Annotated in this window: 19 protein-coding genes and 2 rRNA genes (1 of these 21 cut by a window edge); 11 read left to right on the plus strand and 10 right to left on the minus strand. The window is 71.0% G+C overall.

Translation table 11 applies throughout. The features are described 5' to 3' along the window. Both OG519_RS19045 and rrf read left to right on the plus strand, forming a co-directional pair. Window positions 1-1,191 (plus strand): 23S ribosomal RNA (locus tag OG519_RS19045); it begins 1,937 nt to the left of the window's first position. Window positions 1,192-1,285: 94 nt separating this feature from the next. Continuing rightward, window positions 1,286-1,402, plus strand: a 5S ribosomal RNA gene (rrf, locus tag OG519_RS19050). A 77-nt stretch (window positions 1,403-1,479) separates the two neighbouring features. Here rrf and OG519_RS19055 read toward each other — a convergent pair. Further along, window positions 1,480-2,481, minus strand: coding sequence for a hydroxyacid dehydrogenase (locus OG519_RS19055; RefSeq protein ID WP_405585210.1), 1,002 nt, complete (start codon window positions 2,479-2,481; stop codon window positions 1,480-1,482). 228 nt (window positions 2,482-2,709) lie between these two features. Between OG519_RS19055 and OG519_RS19060 the strand changes: the two genes are divergently transcribed. Next, window positions 2,710-4,491, plus strand: a complete 1,782-nt coding sequence (locus OG519_RS19060) for a cytochrome c biogenesis protein DipZ (protein ID WP_405585213.1) — start codon at window positions 2,710-2,712, stop codon at window positions 4,489-4,491. A gap of 78 nt (window positions 4,492-4,569) precedes the next feature. Here OG519_RS19060 and OG519_RS19065 read toward each other — a convergent pair whose 3' ends face one another. The 6 genes from OG519_RS19065 to OG519_RS19090 all read right to left on the minus strand — a co-directional run bounded on the left by OG519_RS19065 (window position 4,570) and on the right by OG519_RS19090 (window position 12,171). Further along, entirely contained in the window at window positions 4,570-6,318 is a 1,749-nt protein-coding gene (locus tag OG519_RS19065; protein ID WP_405585215.1) for a type VI secretion protein, read from the minus strand. Between the two features lie 10 nt (window positions 6,319-6,328). After that, window positions 6,329-7,750, minus strand: a complete 1,422-nt coding sequence (locus OG519_RS19070; protein ID WP_405592828.1) for an ATP-binding protein — start codon at window positions 7,748-7,750, stop codon at window positions 6,329-6,331. 32 nt (window positions 7,751-7,782) lie between these two features. Continuing rightward, complete coding sequence (locus tag OG519_RS19075) at window positions 7,783-9,327, minus strand: SCO6880 family protein (RefSeq protein ID WP_405585218.1); 1,545 nt, start codon at window positions 9,325-9,327, stop codon at window positions 7,783-7,785. A gap of 6 nt (window positions 9,328-9,333) precedes the next feature. Then, on the minus strand, window positions 9,334-10,743 hold the full coding sequence (locus OG519_RS19080) for a hypothetical protein (protein WP_405585219.1): 1,410 nt from the start codon (window positions 10,741-10,743) through the stop codon (window positions 9,334-9,336). After that, window positions 10,733-11,557: a hypothetical protein gene (locus OG519_RS19085; RefSeq protein WP_405585222.1), complete on the minus strand. Its 825-nt coding sequence runs from the start codon at window positions 11,555-11,557 to the stop codon at window positions 10,733-10,735. The genes OG519_RS19080 and OG519_RS19085 overlap by 11 nt, the downstream gene beginning before the upstream one ends. Before the next feature lie 305 nt (window positions 11,558-11,862). Further along, entirely contained in the window at window positions 11,863-12,171 is a 309-nt protein-coding gene (locus OG519_RS19090; RefSeq protein ID WP_405585225.1) for a hypothetical protein, read from the minus strand. 287 nt (window positions 12,172-12,458) lie between these two features. Here OG519_RS19090 and OG519_RS19095 point away from each other — a divergent pair, with 287 nt between their 5' ends. The 4 genes from OG519_RS19095 to OG519_RS19110 all read left to right on the plus strand — a co-directional run bounded on the left by OG519_RS19095 (window position 12,459) and on the right by OG519_RS19110 (window position 16,346). After that, entirely contained in the window at window positions 12,459-13,484 is a 1,026-nt protein-coding gene (locus tag OG519_RS19095; RefSeq protein ID WP_405585228.1) for an NlpC/P60 family protein, read from the plus strand. Between the two features lie 301 nt (window positions 13,485-13,785). Further along, window positions 13,786-14,475: a phosphatase PAP2 family protein gene (locus tag OG519_RS19100; protein WP_405585231.1), complete on the plus strand. Its 690-nt coding sequence runs from the start codon at window positions 13,786-13,788 to the stop codon at window positions 14,473-14,475. A gap of 171 nt (window positions 14,476-14,646) precedes the next feature. Continuing rightward, a complete protein-coding gene (locus OG519_RS19105; protein ID WP_405585234.1) occupies window positions 14,647-15,321 on the plus strand; it encodes a hypothetical protein in 675 nt (224 codons plus the stop codon). Further along, window positions 15,309-16,346: a hypothetical protein gene (locus OG519_RS19110; RefSeq protein ID WP_405585236.1), complete on the plus strand. Its 1,038-nt coding sequence runs from the start codon at window positions 15,309-15,311 to the stop codon at window positions 16,344-16,346. The genes OG519_RS19105 and OG519_RS19110 overlap by 13 nt, the downstream gene beginning before the upstream one ends. Window positions 16,347-16,454: 108 nt before the next feature. On the opposite strand, the gene OG519_RS19115 is transcribed toward OG519_RS19110, so the two are convergent. Both OG519_RS19115 and OG519_RS19120 read right to left on the minus strand, forming a co-directional pair. Continuing rightward, window positions 16,455-18,017: an FAD-binding oxidoreductase gene (locus tag OG519_RS19115; protein ID WP_405592830.1), complete on the minus strand. Its 1,563-nt coding sequence runs from the start codon at window positions 18,015-18,017 to the stop codon at window positions 16,455-16,457. Between the two features lie 552 nt (window positions 18,018-18,569). Continuing rightward, window positions 18,570-18,788, minus strand: a complete 219-nt coding sequence (locus OG519_RS19120) for a hypothetical protein (protein WP_405585238.1) — start codon at window positions 18,786-18,788, stop codon at window positions 18,570-18,572. A gap of 412 nt (window positions 18,789-19,200) precedes the next feature. Between OG519_RS19120 and OG519_RS19125 the strand changes: the two genes are divergently transcribed. Continuing rightward, window positions 19,201-20,076, plus strand: a complete 876-nt coding sequence (locus OG519_RS19125; protein WP_405585241.1) for a hypothetical protein — start codon at window positions 19,201-19,203, stop codon at window positions 20,074-20,076. 127 nt (window positions 20,077-20,203) lie between these two features. Continuing rightward, entirely contained in the window at window positions 20,204-20,377 is a 174-nt protein-coding gene (locus tag OG519_RS19130) for a hypothetical protein (protein ID WP_405585244.1), read from the plus strand. 87 nt (window positions 20,378-20,464) lie between these two features. On the opposite strand, the gene OG519_RS19135 is transcribed toward OG519_RS19130, so the two are convergent. Further along, the gene (locus tag OG519_RS19135) at window positions 20,465-20,809 is read right to left on the minus strand and encodes a metal-sensitive transcriptional regulator (RefSeq protein WP_405585246.1); all 345 of its coding nucleotides are present in this window, start codon (window positions 20,807-20,809) and stop codon (window positions 20,465-20,467) included. 200 nt (window positions 20,810-21,009) lie between these two features. Between OG519_RS19135 and OG519_RS19140 the strand changes: the two genes are divergently transcribed. Together OG519_RS19140 and OG519_RS19145 are read left to right on the plus strand one after the other, a co-directional pair. Continuing rightward, window positions 21,010-21,630 carry a DUF47 domain-containing protein gene (locus OG519_RS19140; RefSeq protein ID WP_405585249.1) on the plus strand — a complete coding sequence of 207 codons (621 nt, stop codon included), beginning with the start codon at window positions 21,010-21,012 and terminating at the stop codon, window positions 21,628-21,630. A 6-nt stretch (window positions 21,631-21,636) separates the two neighbouring features. Continuing rightward, window positions 21,637-22,632, plus strand: a complete 996-nt coding sequence (locus OG519_RS19145) for an anion permease (RefSeq protein WP_405585251.1) — start codon at window positions 21,637-21,639, stop codon at window positions 22,630-22,632. The last annotated feature ends 61 nt before the right edge of the window (window positions 22,633-22,693 follow it).

Below are 22,693 nucleotides of genomic sequence, written 5' to 3' on the forward strand. Positions count from 1 at the left end.
GTGATCATCTTTACGGTGTGAGCTGGGGGTGGCCGCAGAGACCAGCGAGAAGCGACTGTTTACTAAAAACACAGGTCCGTGCGAAGCCGTAAGGCGATGTATACGGACTGACGCCTGCCCGGTGCTGGAACGTTAAGGGGACCGGTTAGTCACATTTCGGTGTGGCGAGGCTGAGAACTTAAGCGCCAGTAAACGGCGGTGGTAACTATAACCATCCTAAGGTAGCGAAATTCCTTGTCGGGTAAGTTCCGACCTGCACGAATGGCGTAACGACTTCTCGACTGTCTCAACCATAGGCCCGGTGAAATTGCACTACGAGTAAAGATGCTCGTTTCGCGCAGCAGGACGGAAAGACCCCGGGACCTTTACTATAGCTTGATATTGGTGTTCGGTTCGGCTTGTGTAGGATAGGTGGGAGACTGTGAAGTCGCGGCGCCAGCCGTGGTGGAGTCATCGTTGAAATACCACTCTGGTCGTGCTGGATGTCTAACCTCGGTCCGTGATCCGGATCAGGGACAGTGTCTGGTGGGTAGTTTAACTGGGGCGGTTGCCTCCTAAAGGGTAACGGAGGCGCCCAAAGGTTCCCTCAGCCTGGTTGGCAATCAGGTGTTGAGTGTAAGTGCACAAGGGAGCTTGACTGTGAGACTGACGGGTCGAGCAGGTACGAAAGTAGGGACTAGTGATCCGGCGGTGGCTTGTGGAAGCGCCGTCGCTCAACGGATAAAAGGTACCCCGGGGATAACAGGCTGATCTTCCCCAAGAGTCCATATCGACGGGATGGTTTGGCACCTCGATGTCGGCTCGTCGCATCCTGGGGCTGGAGTCGGTCCCAAGGGTTGGGCTGTTCGCCCATTAAAGCGGTACGCGAGCTGGGTTTAGAACGTCGTGAGACAGTTCGGTCCCTATCCGCTGCGCGCGTTGGAGTCTTGAGAAGGGCTGTCCCTAGTACGAGAGGACCGGGACGGACGGACCTCTGGTGTGCCAGTTGTTCTGCCAAGGGCATGGCTGGTTGGCTACGTTCGGGAGGGATAACCGCTGAAAGCATCTAAGCGGGAAGCCTGCTTCGAGATGAGGACTCCCACCCACTTGATGGGGTAAGGCTCCCAGTAGACGACTGGGTTGATAGGCCGGATGTGGAAGCCCAGTAATGGGTGGAGCTGACCGGTACTAATAGGCCGAGGGCTTGTCCATGTTTGCTCGCGTCCACTGTGTGGTTCTGAAACAATCAGCCACCACCCCCCTGTGAGGGTATAAATCTCCGGGGTTGGTGTGTGTTTCATGGTGTTTCGGTGGTCATAGCGTTAGGGAAACGCCCGGTTACATTCCGAACCCGGAAGCTAAGCCTTTCAGCGCCGATGGTACTGCAGGGGGGACCCTGTGGGAGAGTAGGACACCGCCGAACAAATATTAAAAGCTCGGAGCCCCCGATCATGTCGGGGGCTCCGAGCTTTTTTGCGTTTCACGCGTCTCGCGTGCGCCTCACGCGATTCTGGTGAGCTGTTCCCCGGTGATGGTGCCCAGCAGGGGCCGGCCGCTGATCCAACGCTCCAACTCGCTGACCGCGTACGCCCCCAGGCGCTGGACCTCTGTCCCCTGGCAGCCGGCTATGTGCGGGGTGATCAGGACATTGGGCAGTGCGCGCAGGGGATGCGTCGGGGGCAGCGGCTCGGGCTCGGTGACATCGAGATAGGCGTCGAGACGGCCGCTGGCGCACTGCTGGGTCAGAGCCGCGGTGTCGATGAGCCGGCCCCGGGCGGTGTTGATGACAGCGGCTCCGTCGTGCAGCAGGGCCAGTCGGCGGGCGTTGAGCAGATGGTGGGTCTCGGGCAGATCGGGGGCGTGCACGGTGACGATGTCCGAGCGGCGGCACAGCTCATCCGGGTCGACCAACTCGACCCCCAGCGTGGCGGCTTCCGCGGTCGAGACATACGGGTCCGCGAGCAGTACCTGGAAGCCGGCCGAGGAGGCGAGCAGCCGGGCGATGACGCCCCGGCCGATCCGGGAAGCGCCGATGACGCCCACCACGGCCCCGTCGGCGCCCTGCCGTTCCTGATAGCCGGGGTAGTGACCCGCGGCGTATCCGGCGGCGGCGCCGAGGGTGCGGCGGGCGGCCAGCCACACGGTGGCCAGGGTGAATTCGATGACGGGGGCCGCGTTGGCGTCGGCGGCGGAGGAGACGGTGATGCCGCGCTCCCAGACCTCGGGCGGCAGGTGGCCCTTGACGGTGCCGGCCGCGTGCAGCACGGTGGCCAGCCGGGGGGCGCGGTCGAGGAAGGCGGTGTCCAGGGGCGGGCAGCCCCAGCCGCTGAGCAGTACCTGGGCGCCGGAGAGATCGGCGTCGGAGGCGTTCGACCAGTCGGTGAGCGGCGGGCCGGGCCGGACGTCGGCCAGCGCGTCGAGCCGGGTGCGGAGCGGTTCGGGAAGGACCAGGTCGAGGATGTCAGGTCGCATCGCCAGCACCAGGGTCGGCCGCTCCGCCATCACTGCCCCTCACCATCACCGATAGAAACCGCTTACTGCGTCACCTCGTGGAGGCTAAGCCGGACCGCCCCGCCCGTCAACGGCCGTTGCCCCACCCCCCACACCCTGCGAACGGTTCTTACGGATCGGTGACCGCTGGGCCCGGCCCGCCGGAGTCCACAGGCGGCGGGGTTAGCGTACGGAGGAACCGGTCGCGCGAGGTGGCGCCGGGCGCTCTCGGAGGTCGTTGTGGTCACGCTGGTGCTGATCGGGCTGGTGGGCGGTTTCATCACCGGTATCTCACCGTGTGTGCTGCCGGTGCTGCCGGTGATCTTTCTGACCGCCGGAGCCGCCGGAGCCGCCGGAGCCGCCGGAGCCGCCGGAGCCGCCGGACCCACGGGAGCCGCGGGGGAGCAGGGCGGGAGCGGGAAGGCGGCCCGCTATCCGGGCGGCACCCCGGTCCAGGGGCGGGGCCACGGCAGCAGGCGGCCGTATCTGGTGGTGGCGGGCCTGGCGCTCAGCTTCAGTGTGTTCACCCTGCTGGGCACCCTCGTGCTCAGTGTGCTGCCGCTGCCGTCGGACACCATCCGGTGGGCCGGCCTGGTGGTGCTGACGGTGCTGGGCATCGCCATGATGTTCCCCCGTGTGCAGGATCTGCTGGAGCGGCCGTTCTCCTACGTGGGCCGGCGGCAGGTCAGCGGCGGGCACGGCGGGTTCGTGCTGGGGCTGGCGCTCGGCGCGGTCTATGTGCCGTGTGCGGGGCCGGTGCTCGCGGCCATCACGGTGGCGGGTGCCACCCATCGGATCGGCGCCCAGACGGTCGCGCTGACGCTGGCGTTCGCGGTGGGGACCGCGGCGCCGCTGCTGTTCTTCGCGCTGGCCGGCCGCGGGGTCGCCGAGCGGGTGCGGGCGTTCCGGGAGCGGCAGCGTTCGGTGCGGTTCGTCGCGGGCCTGGTGGTGATCGGGCTGGCGGTCGCGCTCACCTTCAACGTCACCGACGCCATCCAGCGGGCCGTGCCCGACTACACCGGCAAGCTCAACAACGCGCTGGACAACGCCGGTGCCGTCAAGGGGCTGGGTCCGCAGCAGAGCGCGGCGCTCCAGGCGTGCGCGTCGACGGAGAGCTCGGTGCTGATGGACTGCGGTAAGGCGCCGGCCTTCAGCGCCATCCAGCAGTGGTTCAACACCCCGGGCGACCAGCCGCTGACCGAGGCCGGCCTCAAGGGCAAGGTGGTGCTGGTCGACTTCTGGGCGTATTCGTGCATCAACTGCCAGCGGGAGATCGCGCATGTCAACGCCTGGTACCAGGCGTATCGGAAGGACGGGCTGGTGGTGGTCGGGGTGCACACCCCGGAGTACGCCTTCGAGCACCAGCCGGCCAATGTGAAGGCGGGCGCCGCGCGGCTGCACATCAAGTACCCGGTGGCGCTCGACAACGACTACGGGACCTGGACCGCGTTCGGCAACGACTCCTGGCCGGCGTCGTATCTCATCGACGCGTCCGGCAAGGTGCGGCATGTGACCATCGGTGAGGGCGGCTACGGCGACGACGAGTCGCTGATCAGGCAACTGCTGGCGGCCGCGCATCCCGGTACGGAGCTGCCCGAGGCGACGGATGTGCCGGACCGGACGCCGACCGATCTGAATCAGACCCCGGAGACGTATCTGGGCGCCCAGCGGGCCCACGGGTTCGCCGGCGGGTCGCTCGACCTGGGCACGCACTCCTTCACCCTGCCGGGTTCGGTGCCGGCCAACGCGTTCGGGCTCGGCGGGACGTGGGGGGTCGACGCGGAGTCGCTGACGGCGCGCGAGGCGGCGACGATGGAGCTGAACTTCGCGGCGGACGACGTCTATCTGGACGTCGGCGGCACCGGCACGGTCACCGCCTCCTTCGGGGGGCGGACCCAGACCTTCAAGATCTCGGGCGCGCCGAACATCTACACGGTGGTGGGCGGCAGCAGTGAGCGGCGCGGGACGCTGAAGCTGACCTTCTCGCCGGGCCTCAGCGCGTACTCCTTCACCTTCGGATAAGCCCACCAGGTGCGCCCGGACGCCTGCCGGGTGGGCCCGGACGCCCGGGCCCTCGATCCTCCTGCGGATCGGACCCCGCTAGCGGATCCGCACCGCGTCCGGCACCGAAGGCGGCAGGGCGGCGGCTGTCTCCTCGCCGAGGGCCAGCCGGACCTCGGCGTGCTGCCAGAGCGGGGCGTGCCAGCGGGCGAGGGCCTGTTCGGGGGAGCGGAGGACGGCCAGGGTGAGCAGGCCCGCCGTACGTCCTTCGGCCAGCAGCGCGGGCAGCGTGGGGAAGGGGGCGAGAGCCCCGATGTCGTCCAGCACGAACGTCATTGGTGGGTCGAGCCGGCCGGCGGATGACCGTGCGGCGATGCTCCGGCCGTGCTCGACCACGCTGGAGACGAGTGCGGTGAGCAGGGGCATCGCACCCGGATGGGATCGCGGGTCTTCGATCCGTTCGCCCACTACATACAGTATGCCCCGTTCGGCGGTGAATGACTCCAGGTCGAGCCCTCCGGTCCGGCCCGGATTGCAGGCGTCGCGGATGTGCACCGCGTTGAGCGGGGCCAGCAGGTGGCGGATCAACGCCTGGGCGGCGTCCCGGCGTTCGGGGTGGGCGTGCAGGACGGATTCGAGTTCGCCGCTCCAGCCGGAGGTGGCGCCGGTGTCGGTGCGCAGGATCCGGACCGGCTCGCCGGCGATGGTGCCGCCGCCGGCCCACCGCTGCACCTGGCGGAACGGCTGCCCGTCGACGGCCGCCGCGTGCAGCCAGCAGCGCAGCAGGGTGACGGCGGTGTCGTGCACGATCGCCTCGTCGGCGCGGGCGGTCCGCAGCGGGGCCAGCAGCGCGGCGGCCCGGGTCCTCGCGGTGCCGGGGTGCTCGCAGCCGCCGTGCGGGGCCCAGCGCAGCCTGCCGGGTACGTCGAGCAGGTGCGCGGGGTCGTAGACGTGTACGGGGCCGAGCTTGGCGCGGTTGCCGACGGTCTGGTGGTACGTGTCGGGGTCCGCGGTGGTGACGACGACCGGTCCCGCGGCGGCCAGTACGGCCGGCTGGATGATCCGTTTGGACTTGTCGCCGTGGGGCGCGGCGAACAGGGCGTAGGTGCGGGTGATCTCGCCGTCGGCGAGGTGGTCGGCGGCGGGCACCGGCCGGCCGGCCGCGTAGCCGTCGCCGGGCCCGGCGGTGGGTCCGGCGGGAGGTCCGTAGGTAGGTCCGGCGCCAGGCCCGGCGGTGGGCCCCTCGAATCCGGTCGGGGTCAGTACGGTGGTGGGCGTGTCGTCGTGGGCGAAGGGCGCGGCCCGCGGCACGGTACGGAACCAGGCGTCGAGGCTGTCGGCGTCCTTGCCGGCCGTGCGGGGGCCGTTGGGGCGGGGCGTGGGGACCGGCCCGCCCGGGGCGCCGTCGGCGCCCAGCCCGCCTGACACGGTCGGCGTGACCGCCGCGGCCGGCCGGACCGCCGTGCCGTCGTCCGCCGCGCGGGCCAACCCGCCGCGCGCCGAGCCGGCCCGCAGCCGCGCCACCACGTTGAGCGCCCAGACCGTCAGCACGAACAGCACCATCAACTGGCCGATGAACACGCCGAAGAAGAGTCCGGGGCCTGGCAGTTGGCCGACCGGGGTGCTGGGCCACGCGCCGGGCAGGTCGCGCGGCCGGCCGATCAGCGCGCGCATCGCCTGCGGGGTGCGGGTGAAGTGCAGCGCGTGCGGCCAGCCGCCGTGCGCGAACAGCCCGGCGACGCCGGTGGCGGTCCAGGTCAGTATGGTCACGCCGAGCAGAAAGCCGATGATGCCGACGATCAGGCCGTCGGGCAGGCCCCCTTGGGGCTCCCTCTTCCGCTGTGCCATCTCGTTCCCGTCACGCGACCGCGTCGTCTGCGAGCTGTTTGGCGAGTGCGACCTGGGCGGCGGCGTGTGCCTCCGCGCGGGCTTCCGCTTCGGCTTCCGCCTCGGCCTCCAGATCGGCCGCGTGCTGGACCGAGGACTCGGTCATGGCGCGGTCGGTGAAGACCAGGGGGCGTTCGGTCTCGGTGATGAGGTGCTTGACCACCTGGACGTTGCCGTTGACGTCCCAGACCGCGATGCCCGGGGTGAGCGTCGGGATGATCTCCACCGCCCACCGCGGCAGCCCGAGGACTCTGCCGGTGGCGCGGGCCTCGTCGGCCTTCTGGGCGTAGATGGTGCGGGTGGAGGCCATTTTGAGGATGGCGGCGGCTTCCTTGGCCGCGGCGCCGTCGACCACGTCGGAGAGGTGGTGGACGACGGCGACGAAGGACAGGCCGAGCCGGCGGCCGAACTTCAGCAGCCGCTGGAAGAGCTGGGCCACGAAGGGCGAGTTGATGATGTGCCAGGCCTCCTCGACGAGGAAGATGCGTTTCTTCCGGTCGGGGCGGATCCAGGTGTGTTCGAGCCATACGCCGACGATGGCCATCAGGATGGGCATGGCGATCGAGTTGCGGTCGATGTGCGAGAGGTCGAAGACGATCAGCGGCGAGTCGAGGTCGATGCCGGCGCTGGTCGGGCCGTCGAACATGCCGCGCAGGTCGCCGTCGACCAGCCGGTCGAGGACGAGCGCCACATCGAGGCCCCAGGCGCGGACGTCGTCCAGTTGGACGTTCATCGCCTCGGCGGACTCCTCCAGCGGGTGCCGCAGGCGTTCCACGATGTCGGTGAGGATGGGCTGGCGCTCCGTCACCGTCTCGACCACGTAGGCGTGCGCGACCTTCAGCGCGAAGCCGGACCGCTCGTCGAGGCCGCGGCCCATGGCCACTTCGATGATGGTCCGCAGCAGCGCGAGCTGGCCGGTGAGGGTGATCGCCGGGTCGAGCGGGTTGAGTTTGATGCCGCCGTTGAGGGCGGCGGTCGGGTCGAGCCGGATGGGGGTGAGGCCGAGCGCCTTCGCGATCAGGTTCCACTCGCCGACGCCGTCCTCGCCCTGGGCGTCGAGCACCACCACCTGCCGGTCGCGGAAGCGCAACTGGCGCAGGACGTAGGTCTTCTCCAGCGCGGACTTGCCGTTGCCCGACTCGCCGAGGACCAGCCAGTGCGGGGCGGGGAGCTGCTGGCCGTAGAGCTGGAAGGGGTCGTAGATGTAGCCCTTGCCGGAGTAGACCTCGCGGCCGATGATCACACCGGAGTCGCCCAGGCCGGGCGCCGCGGTCGGCAGATACACCGCCTGCGCCTGGCCGGTGGAGGTGCGCACGGGCAGCCGTGTCGTCTCCACCCGGCCGAAGAGGAAGCTGGTGAACGCGTCGGTGATCGCCGCCAGCGGGTCCAGCATGGGCATGGCAGTGGCCTCCTCGTACGGGCGGGCTAGCGGCGGATGCCGGTGGCGAACGGCAAGGTGTTGACGAATGCCCGGTGGTGTTCACGATCGCACCATTCGAGCTTCAGATACGACTTACCGGCGGATGCGCGGATGGTGCGCTTGTCGCGCGCCAGCGCTTCCGCGGAGCGTGAGGAGACGGTGATGTAGCCGACCAGGTTCACTCCGGCTGCGCCACTGGCCAGGTCCTCGCCGCGCTGGTCGATCCGTCCGTGGTGGGCGATGTCGCGCGGGTCCACCACCCGGTTCATCTTCGCGGCCCGGCTCGCCTCGGCGTCGTCGTTGGTCTTCTCGGTCAGCATCCGCTCGATGGCCACGTCGGTGGGTTCGAGGTCCATGGTCACCGCGACCGTACGGATCACATCGGGGGTGTGGACGAGCAGCGGCGCCAGGAAGTTGACGCCGACCGGGGTCATCGGCCACTCCTTCACCCAGGCGGTGGAGTGGTGCCAGGGCGCCCGGGTCGACGACTCGCGGGTCTTGGCCTGGAGGTACGTCGGGTCGGTGGCGTCCAGTTCGGCCGGCCAGGCGTTGCGGCGGGTCATCGCCTGGATGTGGTCTATGGGGTGGTCCGGGTCGTACATCGAGTGGACGAGCGAGGCCAGCCGGGCCTGGCCGAGCGGCTGCCGCACCCGGATGTCGGCCTCGGCGAGGCGGGCGCAGATGTCGTTGAGCTCACGGGCCATCACCGCGGCGAGCCCTGAGTCCTTGTCGACCTTGGCGCCGCGGCCGGCGGTGGCGCGGGCCATGGCGTTGCCCTCGGCGGCCAGCTCGCGGGTGAACTGCATGCACGCCACGAGGTAGGCGCGGTGCTGCTCGGAGGAGGTGGACACCATGGACTGCAACTGGTCGTAGGAGTCCTTGAGCCAGCGGTCGGCGTCCGGGTCGCCGCGTTGGGCGACGTCCTTGGCGTGGGCGTCGGGGTCGGCGGGCAGGGTGCGGGCGAGCATCTGGAGCCGGTTGACGAAGCCGTCGCCGTTGGCCACGTGCTTCAGCAGGGTGCCGAACCGTTCGACCAGCGCCTCCTGGTCCTCGCTGTCGCGCAGGCCGACGCCCGGGCCCTCGATCTCGATGGCGGCGGTGACGGTCCGCCGGTCCACGTGGAGGAGCACCGCGATCTCGTCGGGTCCGAAGGGTGCCGCGAGCCAGCTGATCCGCCCGATCCCGGGCGGCGGGCCGATCTCCACCTCGCGTCCGTCGAGCCCGACGCCGGCCTCCTGGACGGCGGAGCGGTAGGTGGCGGCGGTGCGCAGGGTACGGCGGTAGGTGCGGTTGATCTCGAACCAGCGGTAGAAGGTGCGCCGCCGGTACGGCATGTAGACGGCGGCCAGGGCGAGGGTCGGCCAGCCGACCAGGCCGACGATCCGCAGCAGCAGGACGGGCACCAGCAGGCCGCAGAGCATGCCGAGGCCGGCGCCGGCGATGATCAGCGCGATCTCGCCGGTCTCCCGGTTCTTGCCGACGATCGCGTTGGGCCGGGCCTTGCCGATCAGATAGGTGCGGCGCGGCTGGGTGAAGGTCTGGGTTGTCACCGGCGATCAACCTCCCTGCGAAGTGCTGTTGTTGGAGCCTGGTGCCTGGCCCCGGTTGGTGCCGGGGCCCGATCGGTAGGGGGAGCCGCCGAGCGGGTTGCCGGCCGGCGGGTTGGCGCCGCCCGCCGTGCCGCCACCGCTGCCGCCGCCTCCGCCGCGGCTGCTGTGCGCGGCCATGCCGCCCGCCATCGGGTTGGCCGGCTGGGCGCCGCCCTGGGCCTGCTCCTGGGGGCCGCCGCGTGAGCTGTGCGTCTTGATGCCCTGTTTGACGAGGGCGGCGGGCGAGGAGATCACCGCGGCGGCGCCGCTCTGGCCGCCGGCCGACTTGCGGCTGTTGCGCAGGTTCACCACGTCGTCGCCGAAGCCGGGGACGAACCGGTAGATCATGAAGCTGGCGAAGATGGCCAGCAGGATGATGGCCAGGCCGGAGACCACCGCGGAGAAGGCGTCCGGGCCGTCGTCGCTCGACGACAGCGCGCCGGCCAGCCCGAGGACGATCACGATCACCGGTTTCACCATGATCACCGCGATCATGATCCCGGCCCAGCGGCGGACGTTGTGCCACATGTTCTTGTCGACGAGGCCCGCGTAGACGGCGGTGCCGAGCAGCGCGCCCACGTACAGCAGCGCGGCGCGGATCACCAGTTCGAGCCAGAGCACACCGGCCGCCACCACGGAGACCAGCGACACCAGGATCAGCATGATCGGGCCGCCGCCGATGTCGTCGCCTTTGGTGAGGGCGCCGGAGAAGGAACCGAAGAAGACGTCGGTGTTGGATCTGGTCCCGCTGGAGATCACATCGGTCACCGCGTCGGTCGCCGAGACCACGGTGTAGAGGATCAGCGGGGTGAAGGCCGAGGCCAGCACGGTGAGCCACAGGAAGCCGACCGCCTCGGTCAGCGCCTCGGTCAGCGGGACGCCGCGCACGGCCCGCTTGGCCACGGCGAGCAGCCACAGCACCAGGGTCAGGATGGTGGAGGCGGCGAAGACCACGGCGTACTGCCGCAGGAACGCGGTGTTGGTGAAGTCCACCTGGGTGGTCTTGGTGACCGCCGAGGAGAGCTTGTCGATGGTCCACGACGCGGCGTCCGCGCATCCCTTGCCCAGGGAGGTGAGTGGGTCGAGGGTGTCGGTGAGGCTGTTGCCGCCGCCGCCCCCGCCGCCGCCGTTGTCCTTCTCGCAGAAGTCCTTGGCGGAGCCGACGAGCAGCCGGCAGGGGTCGCTCGCGCCGCCCTTCGCGGTGGGGGTGGGCGTCGGCGTCGCGGCGAACGCGGCGGCGGGCAGCGCGGTGAGCGCGAAGGTGAGGGCGGCCAGCGCGGACCAGCGGCGGCGGGTCGGCGGGCGGCTTGCCGCTGTTCGGGTTTCCGCCGGACGGCCACCTGACGGTCGGCCATCGGGCAGTCGGCTACCTGGCATAAGTGAAGCCTCCGTAGTCCCGTACGGCGCCGGCGATCTCATCGGCTGTGGACGCCCGTTGGTCGCCGCTGACCGGCGCCGGTCCGTCCTGCTGGCTGGAGGACTCGATCTTCCAGTCCCCGCCGACCCAGACGAGCTTCTCGGTGGTGGTGAACCAGGCGCTGCTGACCGGGTTGGTCGACCCCTGGCCCGCGAGTCCGACCAGGTCCGTGCACCACACCTCGACGGTCATCGCGTCCGCGGCGTTCGCCGTCACCTTGGTGCCCACCGGGACGGTCCGGGAGACGAAGGTGAGGCCGCCCGGCGCGGTGCCGTCGTTGTTGAGGCCGAGAGACTTCAGGGCGGCACCCGAATAGGCCCGGTCCAGGTCGGTCTGGAGGCGGGCGACGACGGCGGGGTCGTGGACCGCGGCGACGATCTGGTGCCGGCGCGCCGCGTTGAACATGTCCACGCCGCCGAGCGCGACCGCGTAGTTCGCCGCCGCCGACTGGGCCCCCTGCTCGGTGTGCGCGAAACCCGAAGGGAGGCCGCCACTCTGGCCGGTGACAGGGTGTTCGCCGGTGGGGGCGGTCGGCGCGGCGCCCGCCCCTTTGCCGCCGGAGGTGGAGCCCGTCGTGGTGGAACCGGTGGCCGTCCCGGCCGCGTTGTGGTGGCCGCGGTTGGCGAACGCGATCGCGGCGATGAGCAGCACCACGATGCCGACCACCGTCACCAGCGTCCGCCGGGGCTGTGGCCGGCGGGCGGCGGCGCCGTGGGGGTTGTGCCCCTCGGGCATCCGGGTCCGGGTCGGCGGGCCGTCCTGGCCGAGACTCATCGCGCGCTCGCCCCCTCCGGCGCCGGGCTCGCGGGCATGCCGGAGCGGCGCCTGTCGCGGACGGCGCCGCCGCTTGGTCGAGTGGGCATCAGCACGCAGCCTCGGAGGGGAAGGCGGAGCCGGGGACGGGCTCCGGGACGTAACAGGCGTGAACCGGCGTGAACCGGCGTGATCAGAGGCGATCAGGGGCGATCAGGCGTGAACAGGGGGGCCGACCGGCCGAACCGGGCAGAGTCAGACGGAGCCGACAGGGCCGACAGGGCTGACAGGGGCCGGCCCGGCCCGGGCCGGTGCCGGCCAGCGCGCTAAACAGCCATCCCGTACACGATGGTGAAGAGCGTGCCGAGCGACCCGATGATGAACACCCCGGTCAGCCCGGCGATGATCAACCCCTTGCCCTGCTCCGCGCTGAAGGTGTCGCGCAGCGCGGTCGCGCCGATCCGCTGTTTCGCGGCGCCCCAGATCGCGATGGCCAGGCACAGCAGGATCGCTGTCGCCATCACCACTTCGATCATCACACGTGCTTCATTGCCCAGGTCTCCGAAGGGACCCCAGTCGGGGGCGATGCCACCGATGATGGTGTTGATGTCGCCCTTCGCGGCTGCCAGGTACATGTAACTCACCACCCCGCTCGATCAGTTGACTCCCTCGCCGGGGCGCAAGGGGTGTCAGGATCCAGTTTGACGGAGGATTCGGCCGTTGCATGTCGACTCGGCGACTTTCTCGGCAGATCCTCCGCACAAATCGGTCCGCAGCCGTCAGACTGGATGCCGGACCGGTGTTCGAGGGATGGAGCCCACTACTCTGTGTATCACGGGCCTGACCTCAGGGCAACGATGGGAACGTACGACAACGTACGGGACCCTGGACCACCAAGGCGAGCGGGAAAGGCGGGGCGGCAGTGGCGCGGAAAGTCTGGCTCGCCGTCATCCTCGGCGGAGGGCTGAGCCTTTCGTTCCTCGCGCTGCTCGTGGTGGGCACCTTCTCGGCGGCGGCCGGCCTGGCCAGGGACGGCGCGGGGGCGGTCACCCTCGCCAAGGGCACGGTTCCGGCGATCTACCAGCCGATCGTGCTGAAGTGGGGCGATCTCTGCCCGGCGATCAATCCGGCGCTGCTGGCCGCCCAGCTCTACCAGGAGAGCGGCTGGGACGCGCGGGCGCAGAGTCCGGCGCAGGCGCAGGGGATCGCCCAGTTCATCCCCGGCACCTGGGCGACCCACGGGGTGGACGGCAACGGGGACGGCAAGGCCGATGTCTGGGACCCCGAGGACGCCATACCGTCGGCCGCCTCCTATGACTGCGACCTGGCCTCCTATGTGAAGGACGTGCCGGGGAACAACACCGACAACATGCTCGCCTCCTACAACGCGGGGGCGTACGCGGTGATCACGGCCGGCGGTGTCCCGCCGTACGCCGAGACGCAGAACTACGTCAGGACCATCCGCACCCTGGAGAAGAGCTTCGCCGCGCCGGTCGGGCGGGTGGCGCCGTCGGAGCAGGCGGCGGCCGCCATCTATTACGCCCAGCAGCAGCTCGGCAAGCCGTATCTGTGGGGCGGCGAGGGCACCGCGGCGCAGGGCGGCCGGTTCGACTGCTCGGGTCTGACGCAGGCGTCCTACCACTCGGTCGGCATCACGCTGCCCCGGGTCGCCAACGACCAGTGGAACGCCGGACCGCACCCGACCCGGGCCGAACTCCTCCCCGGGGACCTGGTGTTCTTCGCCTTCGATCTGAACGATCCGCGGTCCATCCACCATGTGGGGATCTACGTCGGCGGCGGCTACATGATCGACGCGCCGCACACCGGGGCGGTGATCCGCTTCGACCCGATCGACTCGCCGGACTACATCGGGGCGACCCGGGTCACCCAGGCGGGAGCGCGGGCCCTGCCGTCAGCGGCTCCGTCGCCGTCGGCAGCGGCGGCCTGACCTCCGTACGGTTACCGTCGGTCGCCACCGGCTCCCGGCCCTCCGGCGACCGGCTCCTGACCCTGGGGCGTGTGTGACGCATGCGCACGGTGAGGCCATGGCCCAAGCCTCGTCGGTCGGCGGTGGTTTGTCCCTTCTGCCTGGTCACCCTTGCATAACAGCCTGGTGATCTTCTGGAGAACTAGGGCACGCTACATACCGTGTTGACCGTTGTACGGGGGAGAATGGCACGGGACGCAAGCGACGGGGGTTGCGGACGAGCCCAGCCTGGACGGCACCGTACGTAAGGGGCACCACCGCTATGGCAGAGGTCGCTAACGACAGCGTGAACCCCGATATCAGTCTGCTCCGCGCGATCAACGACATCGCGGGGCGGGTGCCGCACGGCGTCAACCGCGTGGCGGAAATCCTCGGTGAGTACGGCCTGTTGGTCCTGATCGGGATGGTCTCCTGCTGGTGCTGGTGGCGGGTCGCCCGCCGCTCGCCCGACGCGCCGGAAGCCGTCGCGGGCGTGCTGTGGGCCCTGGCGGCCGGTGGTCTCGCCCTGCTGCTCAACATCCCGGTCCGCGAACTGGTCCAGCGCCCCCGGCCGTCGGTCGACTACGACGGCCTCGAAGTGCTGGGCAGTGCGGGCCACCACTACGCCTTCGTCAGCGACGGAGCCGCGCTGGCCGCCGCGGTCGCCGTCGGGCTCTTCATGGTCAGCCGCCGGCTCGGCGCCGCCGCCCTGGCGATCGCCTTTCTGCAAGGACTCTCCGACCTCTACCTCGGCGTCCATTACCCCACCGATGTCTTCGGCGGCTTCGCCCTCGGCGCGGCCACGGCGCTGCTGCTCGCGCCGCTCGGTCTCGCGCTGCTCACCGCGCTCACCAGGTTCGTGGCCAGGACCCGGCTGTCCTTCCTCGTCCGCCGGACCGGCGCCGGGCCGGTGCCGTCCGAGGGCACCCCGCTTCCCCGGCAGCGGGCGGACGACAAAGGGCTCGCGGCATAGGGCGGTACCGATCGTGGATTCTCCCCTACAGCGCCGCGGCGACCGCCGGTAGTGTCGATGTCCAGCGCGACGACGCGCCGACGCACCGGCGTAAAGCGGCGCAGCGGCGCGACGATGGAGCGACGCGACGACGTGAAGACGTGAACCGGACGACGCACGGGGGATTCCGAAGTGACCCGCTCTTCCCTACCCATGGCCGCCGCCTTCGCCGCCGCGGCGGCCCTCCTGCTGACCGCCTGCGACGGCGGCTCGGGCGGCTCCGGCGGCTCCGGCGGCTCCGACACGATCCCGACCGCCAGCACCGCCCCGCCCACCACGGCCCCGGCCACCGCCTCGCCGATGCCCTCGCCGACGAACGCCGCGGAGCTGCCGCGGATCGCCCTGCCCGCCGGGGCGCGCAACGTCTTCGAGGACCAGCGCACCGGAGACGCCACGAAGGACGCCGTTCTCTACGACAACCAGCAGTGGGTCGATTCCATGGACGCGGCGATACTCAACGGCTCGTCGAAGACCGCGGCGATCGGGTTCTACAGCACCGACAAGGCACTTGAGGGCGCCGTCAGCTACGTCCAGGGCTATCTGAGCAAGGGTCACACCTGGATCGGGACCACCCGGTTCTTCGACCGGAAGGCGACGCTCGCCGCCGACGGCACCGCCTCCGTCATCTACTGCTCCGACGAGAGCAAGTCGTTCGTCAAGGACCGCAAGACCGGCAAGGTCCAGAACACCCCGACCTCCGCCGACAGTTACGTCCTTTACAACACCAAGCTGGTCAAGAACAAGCAGGGCATATGGCAGACCGTCAGTGTCCTCTCCGACCGGGGGGCGAAACAGTGCCAGCCGTGACCAGGCCCAACCGGACCCTGACCGCCGCGGTGGTCGCCGTGTCGGCCGCGCTGCTCGCCCTGGCGCCGGGGGTGGCCCACGCGGGCGGCCGCGGCACCGATGACCAGGTGCAGAACGGCGGCGAGGACGCCCAGGTCATCTCCGCCAAGGCCGGCGGGGTGTCCTACGACACCGGTAACAACGGCTCGGGTCCCCGAGTGGGCCCGGTGACCGCGACCTCCGACTGGAGCCCGCCGCCCTGCTGGTACACCCCGACATGGAGCCCGCAGCAGTTCAAGGACTACGTCGAGCCGCTCTGGGGGCTCGACTCGACCGGCTCCGACTGGGACGCCACCCAGCGCGCGCGGTACGTCGACGGCGGTCCGTACACCAACTTCAACCTTGACAAGGCCGGCAAGGGCTACTGGTGGACCTCCTACGTGCCGGAGGACGGTGCCGGCCGGCCCGGGGCCCTGGACTGCACCGCCCCCTACTTCTGGGTGGACAAGGGCGCCGCGCCCCCGCCGGACATCCAGAACGCCCTCTCCCCGCTGATCCTCGCCGAACTCGCCTACGCCCGGATCCGGGTGCCGGACACGGACATCGACCTCAACCCGGCCGGCGGCCAGACGGTGAACCTGCCCACCTGGGCCTGGCTGGACCGGGCGACCTTCAAGCCGGTGTCGGTGACCGCGACGGCGGTGCTGCTCGGCATCTCCGCCACGACCACCGCGACCCCGGTGGCGCTGCACCTCGACCCGGGAACGCCCGACGCCGACGTCTACCCGGCCTCCGGGGACTGCCCCATCGACGCGGCGGGCCGGATCGGTTCCCCCTACGCGGCGGGCAGTGGAAACGCCGCCCCGCCGTGCGGCGTGGCCTACCGCCGCTCCACGCCCGAGGGCTCTTCGTACCCGCTGCGGGCGACGATCACCTGGAAGGTGTCCTGGACCGGTTCCGGGGGGACCGGCGGGAACCTGCCGGACGGCACCTTCGGGCACACCACGGACGTCACCGTGCAGGAGATCCAGACCGTCAACCGCTGAGCCGTCAGCCGCTGAGCGGTGAAGCCGTTAGCGGCTGATCGGCCGCGAGCCCGGCCGGCCGGCCCTCCTGGGGACCGGCCGGCCGGGCTCGCGCGTGACCAGAGGCGTTCAGAGGGACTGCGGGAAGGTGAAGAGCTTGCCCGGGTCCAGCTTGGCCTTCAGCGCGGTGAGGCGGGCCGCGTTCTGGCCGTAGTAGGCGGTGCGCCAGTCGGCCAGCGTGGGGTCGGTGTAGTTCTGGTAGGCCGCGCCCGAGGCGTAGCGGCGCAGGGCGGCGTGCGTCGTGTCGAGCCAGGAGGTCTTGGCGAGCGCGTCCGAGGCGAGGTACTGGACCAGGACCCGCGAGGTGCGGTGGGCGAAGGCCGTCGCGGTGGGCGAGGGCCGGTTGACCGCGCCGCCGAGCGCCGTGAGCGCGATGCTGCCCGCGCCGCCGCCGGACTGGTTGGCGAGCCGCTGGGTCTGGGCGAGCAGCGTCTGGATGCCGGTGTCCGGGAGTTCGCGGTCGTAGAAGTCGGAGCGGGCGGTGTACGTCTCGCGGCCGAGGCCACCGGTCGGCGGCAGATGGCACTGGGCGTCGGAGAGCCCCGAGCAGCCCGCGTAGGAGAACATCGCGTCGAGGAAGGCGTGCGGCCGCAGCGAGACCGTGGCGGCGGGTCCGGGGCCGCCGGGCGCGTCGGCCAACGCGTCGGCCGCGTCGGCCAGATCGTCCCGCGAGCCGGTGGACATCATCGCCACCGAGACGGTCGGTGAGCCGCCGGGCGCGCAGTCCAGATGCAGCGACGACCAGATGCGGTCGGGCTGGTCGGGGCCCCAGCGCTGCCAGGAGCGGACGGCGGCGGCGGCCTTGCTCCACGGCCAGGTCAGATAACCGGTGACCACGTCAGGCGTCGGGTGGGTGGCGAAGCGCAGCGAGGTGACGACGCCGAACTGGCCGTTGCCCGCGCCGCGCAGCGCCCAGAAGATGTCCGGTTCGGCGTCGGCGGAGACCTCGTGGGTGTGGCCGTCCGGGGTGATCAGGGTGGCGCCGGTCAGGTTGTCGCAGGTCAGGCCCATCGAACGGCTCAGTACGCCGTGCCCGCCGCCCAGGGTGAGGCCGGATATGCCGACCGAGGGGCAGGAGCCGCCCGGGACGCAACGGCCCTGCCGGCCAAGGGTGTTGTAGACGTCTATCAGCTTGGCGCCGGCCCCGATGGTGGCGCTGGTGCCGTCCAGGTGGATGGAGTTGAGCCGGGAGACGTCGATGATCAGGCGGCCGTCGCCGCTCGACCAGCCGGCGTACGAGTGGCCGCCGCTGCGGACCACCGGCACGGTGCCGGTGCGGGTGGCGAAGTCCAGACAGGTGCGGATGTCGGCGGCGCCGGTGACGTAGGCGATGGCGGCCGGGCGCAGATTGTCGTAACGGGTGTTGTAGAGACGGTGGTCGCGTTCGTACGCGCTGTCCTGCGGCCGGACGAGATCGCCGTCGAGGGAGGAACCGAGCGCTTTCCAGTCCGCCGTGACGTGGGTGGGGCGGGGGCTGGGGCTGGGGGAGGCGGCCGAGGTGGCGGCGACCGGGGCGCTGCCGCTGGGCGCCGCGCCCTTGGCGTCGTCGCCGGGACCCTTGTCCGTACAGCCGGTCAGTACGGCGGCGGCCAGCAGACCGCCGCCGGCCTTCAGCGCGTCCCGCCGCTCCAACGGCCGCCCCAACAGCCGGTCCTGGCGGCGACCCGCCGCCGTACCCACCGCGTCCTCCGCACTCACGGGGTTCGCCGCATTCAGAGCCTTCACCGCGTTCACCTGCTCCACCGCCACATCACGCACGGGATCCGACCGACCCCTGGGCAGGTGCCTACTGCCCCCTGGCACCTTCGGTAACCCAAGACGACACAGCGGGGGTCGCGGTTGCGACGATCTTCGGGGCGAGCGGCGCGGGGCCGCCCGCGGCCGGTGCGTGGGTTCGCGGCGGGTGCCGGTGGTCGGCCCGGGATCTCCCGCCCGGCCGCCGGGGCGGGGCGTTGGCGGGCCGGGTCGCGCCAGCCGCAGGTGCAGCCGCCGGGATTCGAGCCCCGCGCTGCCCCGGGCATCCTGGGGGTCCGCAGCGCCTCCGCCAGCGGGGGTCGCGGTTGCGACGATCTTCCGAGGGCGCGGCGCGGGGCCGCCCGCGGCCGGTGCGTGGGTTCGCGGCGGGTGCCGGTGGTCGGCCCGGGATCTCCCGCCCGGCCGCCGGGGCGGGGCGTTGGCGGGGGGTCAGGTCGCGGTGTGGGTGGTGGCGTCGCGGCGGGCGCGGTCTCTGGAGCGGCGGGCGGGGCCGCGCCAGCCGCAGGTGCAGCGGGCCGAGGCGAAGGAGCCCTTTTCGAGCACGGAGGTCCGGTGTTCCGCGGCGTCGCCGCCGCGCGCGCCGACTCCGCCGCCCCCCGCGTCGGCGACGGCGCGGGCGGGGGCAACGGTGGTGATCACATTGCGCACGACCCCACGGTAATGGGCGTGACGGCGCGCGGAACACCGTCGTTAGCGAGGTGAGGCCCCCAGCCGATCGGCCGGCGGCGCCGGGCGGCGGCCGTACAGGGATGGATGAGTGATGGTGGCACCGATGTCCACGGGGGTACGGGCGCTGCGAGCGGCGCGCCCGATCCGAGCGGCCCGCGCCGCGCGTGCCGAGCGGTTGGGAGCCGCCGGCCGGCCCCGTGACCGACGAGCCCCGGACGGCGAGTCCCCGGCGCAACGCCGCGCCGCCGCCCCGCCCGCCCGGACCGGCGGCCCGGTAGTTCCCGGCGTCCCGGCGGACCCGGTGGTCCCGGGAGCGGTGCCGGCGCCCGGCGGCCCACACCTCGCCGCCCCGCCCGTCCCGCCCGCCCTACCCGCCCGGACCGGCGGCCCGGTGCCCCCGGTCGTCCCGGCCGCCCAAGTCACCCCGGTCCCGCCGACGACGCTCGCCGCCGTGCTGGCCGTGCTCGTGGTCGGCTGCCTCAGCGGGTGCGGCGGGAGCGGCGCCGCCGCCGAGGGGCGGGAGGGGGTGCCCGGCGGAGCGAAGGCCGTCGGGCAGGCGGCCGACGCGCTGGTGCGGGCCGGCAGCTCGCGGGTGCGGACGTCGATGCGGATGGCCAGCGGCGGCACCTGGCTGACGATCACCGGGGTCGGCGGGTTCGACTACGAGCGCCGGCAGGGGGAGTTCACGCTGGAGCTGCCGGCCGACGCGACCGGCACGGAGGAGCACAAGCCGATCACCGAGCTGCTGACACCGGGCGCCCTCTATATGAAGGACCGCGGCGCGGGTGTGCCGGAGGGCAAGTGGGTGCGGGTGGACACCACCCGGCTGCCGGACGGCAACCTGGTGACCGGCGGCGCCACCGAACCGCTGGCGGCGGCCGAGCTGTTGCGCGGCGCCCAGCAGGTGACGCTGGTCGGCGAGGAGACCGTGGACGGGGTGCGGGTGCGGCACTACCGGGGCAGCGCCGACATCGTCCGTGCCGCCCGCGCCACCCCCGCCGCGGCGCGCGGCCCGCTGCGGGCGGCGGCCAAGGGCTTCACGGTGACGGACGTGCCCTTCGACGCGTGGCTCGACGGGGCCGGCCGGATCCGTGAGCTGACCCAGCGCTTCACCTTCAGCCCGGCCGGCCGGGCACCCGGCACCGGGCAGGATGTGACAGTGGTCTCTACCACCCGCTTCGACCGGTTCGGCTCACCGGTGCCCGTGATCATGCCCCGAGCTGCGGACATCTGGAGCGGAAAGATCGTTTCTGCACAAGCGGGGTAAGGGCCCCGCCGGATCGGGCCTCATCGAAATGGTCCATCCGTGCCATGCGCCGGAGCACGTATGGTCCCTACGCTGGAGACGGACCGACCGGTCTGGGGCGGGTCGTGAGCGAGGAGGTGGTGCGCGCATGGTGCCGTCGCCCGGAACTTCGGTGCAGGACGACCCGGTGGCACTGATGGAGATCGAACTGTGCGGTGAGCTGATGATCGCCGCGTCCGCGGCCGACGAGGAGCGGCTGAGCTTCGCCCGGATCGACGAGGTGCTCGAGGTGGCCCGCGTCGTGGCGCCCGCCGTCAACTGAGCCGTGGCGCCGTCCGTCGAGTGATTCCCCGCGGCCCCGGACTCTCCCGGGACCTCGCGGCCCGCCCCCGGACCCCGGGCGGGACCCTCAGGCCCGCAGCAGTCGCGCTATCGCCGCTGTGGCTTCCGCCACCTTTTCGTCGATCTCCGGGCCGCCGCCGACCGCCGCCGAGGCGACGCAGTGCCGCAGATGCTCCTCCAGCAGTTGGAGCGCGAAGGACTGGAGCCCCTTGGTGCTCGCCGACACCTGCGTCAGGATGTCGATGCAGTAGACATCCTCCTCGACCATCCGCTGAAGCCCCCGGATCTGGCCCTCGATCCGCCGCAGCCGCTTGAGATGGGACTCCTTGTCGTGGCTGTAGCCATGGGGTCCGTGCGGCTGTGCGTGACCGTTTCCGGTGCCGCCCGCCGACGTGACGCTCTCCGACTCCATCCGTCCTCCCCGCCCTTCTGTCCGTTATACCCCCGATGGGTATACCTTACCGAATCGATACATTGTGCGAGGCATCCCTCGTCAGGGGGGCTTGTGGCCATAGGCGACACTGGGTGTCACGGTAGCCATCACCACCGCGCGACACCGCTCAGCACTGCTTATTACCTGAGACCGAAACCGAGCACCCCGAGGACCTCAACGTGCGCTTTCGTCTGACCCCCAGGGAGACGAGCTTCTACGACATGTTCGCCGCGTCCGCGGACAACATCGTCACCGGTTCGAAGCTCCTCATGGAACTGCTCGGGGCCGATTCGGCGACCCGGCCGGAGATCGCGGAGCGTATGCGGGCGGCGGAGCACGCGGGCGACGACGCGACGCACGCGATCTACCACCAGCTCAACTCATCCTTCATCACGCCGTTCGACCGGGAGGACATCTACACCCTGGCCGGCTCCCTCGACGACATCATGGACTACATGGAGGAGGCCGTTGACCTGGTCGTCCTCTACAACGTCGAGGAACTGCCCAAGGGCGTCGAGCAGCAGATCGAGGTGCTGGCCCGGGCCGCGGAGCTGACCGCCGACGCGATGCCCAACCTGCGCACGATGTCCAACCTCACCGAGTACTGGATCGAGGTCAACCGGCTGGAGAACCAGGCCGACCAGATCCACCGCAAGCTGCTCGCCCAGCTCTTCAACGGCAAGTACGACGCCATCGAGGTGCTGAAGCTCAAGCAGATCGTGGATGTGCTGGAAGAGGCCGCGGACGCCTTCGAGCACGTGGCGAACACGGTGGAGACCATCGCGGTCAAGGAGTCCTGACCCGACGTGGACACCTTTGTGCTGATCGTGACGGTCGCCGTCGCGCTCTCCTTCACCTATACCAACGGCTTCCACGACTCGGCCAACGCCATCGCCACCTCGGTCTCCACCCGGGCGCTGACGCCCAAGGCGGCCCTGACGATGGCCGCGGTGATGAACCTGGTCGGCGCCTTCCTCGGCCAGGGGGTCGCGCACACCGTCATCAAGGGCCTGATCTCCACCCCCGAGGGCCGGTCGGGCATGGGCGTGCTCTTCGCCGGGCTGGCCGGCGCGGTGCTGTGGAACCTGGTCACCTGGTACCTCGGGCTGCCGTCCAGTTCGACCCACGCGCTCTTCGGCGGGCTGGTCGGCGCGGCGCTGGCGGGCGGGGTCTCCGTGCACTGGTCGGGCGTGGTGGACAAGGTCATCGTGCCGATGTTCGTCTCGCCGGTGGCGGGCTTCGTCGTCGGCTACGCGATCATGCTGCTGATCCTGTGGCTCTTCCGGCGGTCCAACCCGCACAAGGCCAAGCGCGGCTTCCGAATAGCCCAGACCATCTCGGCCGCCGGGATGGCCCTCGGCCACGGCCTCCAGGACGCGCAGAAGACCATGGGGGTGGTGGTGCTGGCGCTGATCATCCACGACCCGGCCCGGGGCACCGGCATCCCCGTCTGGGTGAAGCTGGTGTGCGCGGCCACCATGTCGCTGGGCACGTACGCGGGCGGCTGGCGGATCATGCGCACGCTGGGCCGCCGGATCATCGATCTGGACCCGCCGCAGGGCTTCGCGGCCGAGACGACGTCGGCGGGCATCCTCTACGCGACCTCGTACCTCTTCCACGCGCCGGTCTCCACCACCCATGTCATCACCTCGGGGATCATGGGCGTCGGCGCGACGAAGCGGGTGAAGGCGGTGCGCTGGGGTGTGGCCAAGAACATCGTCGCCGGGTGGTTCATCACCATGCCGGCCGCCGGGCTGGTCGGCGCGGGCGGCTTCTACGTGATCAGGTTCCTCTTCGGCTGACCCCCGGCCGGGATCCGGCACACAATCGGCACAACCGTCCAGGAGACGGATCAGGCCCCGC

It is taken from the genome of Streptomyces sp. NBC_01190 (genome assembly GCF_045039895.1).
Lineage (GTDB): Bacteria > Actinomycetota > Actinomycetes > Streptomycetales > Streptomycetaceae > Actinacidiphila.